The sequence below is a fragment of the Terribium retamae genome, assembly GCF_022347545.1.
In the GTDB taxonomy this organism is placed as follows: Bacteria; Pseudomonadota; Alphaproteobacteria; order Rhizobiales; family Rhizobiaceae; genus Mesorhizobium; species Mesorhizobium retamae.
In genome coordinates this window covers 1-1059 of sequence record NZ_JAKREW010000118.1, presented here as the reverse complement: position 1 = coordinate 1059, position 1059 = coordinate 1, and the positions used below count along the sequence as shown (strand labels likewise).

The 1059-nt window shown below is 66.6% G+C and carries 1 protein-coding gene and 1 pseudogene; both read left to right on the top strand.

What is annotated here, in order from left to right; genetic code table 11:
- Positions 1-142 precede the first annotated feature (142 nt).
- Complete coding sequence (locus tag L4923_RS30795; protein WP_239370883.1) at positions 143-403, top strand: DUF2934 domain-containing protein; 261 nt, start codon at positions 143-145, stop codon at positions 401-403.
- 443 nt (positions 404-846) lie between these two features.
- Positions 847-1059, top strand: a pseudogene (locus L4923_RS30790) (protamine-2 (modular protein)); the annotation flags it as partial.

Here is a 1059-nt window from a genome sequence, read left to right as displayed (position 1 = left end):
ACTGCCGACTGCCGACTGCCGACTGCCGACTGCCGACTGCCGACTGCCGACTGCCGACTGCCGACTGCCGACTGCCTCTTTTTCGGAACCATCCCGCTCCCCGTCAGTTCCTTCCACGCAGAGTTTCGACATGGAGGGTACCTTGGATAACGGACGCAACGAGCGCTACGCCCGCATCCGTGCGCGGGCAGGGGAGATCTGGCAGCAGGAAGGTTGCCCGGCCAACCAGCATGAACGCCATTGGCTGCTGGCCATGCGCGAGATCGACGGCGAAGATGCCGCCGCGCTCTACCGTCCATCCCCCTCGGTCCCGTCCGCTCTCATCCGCACGCCCGGCAGGGCGAGACTCGCCCCGGCGATCCTGCAGAAATCGGCTTCCAGGCTGCGCTCCAGCCGCCTTTGAACCCTTTCGATGCCGCAGGCGCCGCGCCGGCTCGAAGGCTGTGCGTCGGGAGGCGATGGTCCTTCGAGAATGCGGAAACGTGAGGAGGCTTCGGCTTCGGCCGAGGTTTCTCTTTGCGGCGGCTGCGGGGCCCGGGAAAGCCATCGCATAATGTGCGAGCCCCTCTCATCTCGGCTCGCCCGGCCCATCTCTCCGCCGCTTGCGAGGCAGGGCGAAACGGAGAGGGCTCCCATGCAATTCCCTGCCTGAGGAGGGCGCATGCCGCCCACGCGCGGTGCCGAGGTTGGTGACGCCGGCCCCACCGTGGCGTTCATGCGCGCCGATTATCGCAGCTTGCTCAGGCAGTTCACGGGATGGGAAGCGAATGCCTGCCGCCATCGTTCAGGAACCATTCAGGGTTCCCGATGTTGAGTGGATCAAGGGACGCTGTAATGGAGGTTGAAATGGAAAGACGGCAGTTTCTGATGTCGGCTCTCGGTCTCGCCGGTGCCGCCGTGGTGGTTTCGGCCATGCGGCCGGCTCAGGCGTTTGCCGGCGTGCCGGGCCCGGGCATCCTGGATGAGCTCGACCAGGCGCAGCCCGCCGTGCTCGACGGCGATGCCGAGGCCACGGTGGAACAGGTCGATCACCGGCATTGGCACCGCCGGCACTGGGAC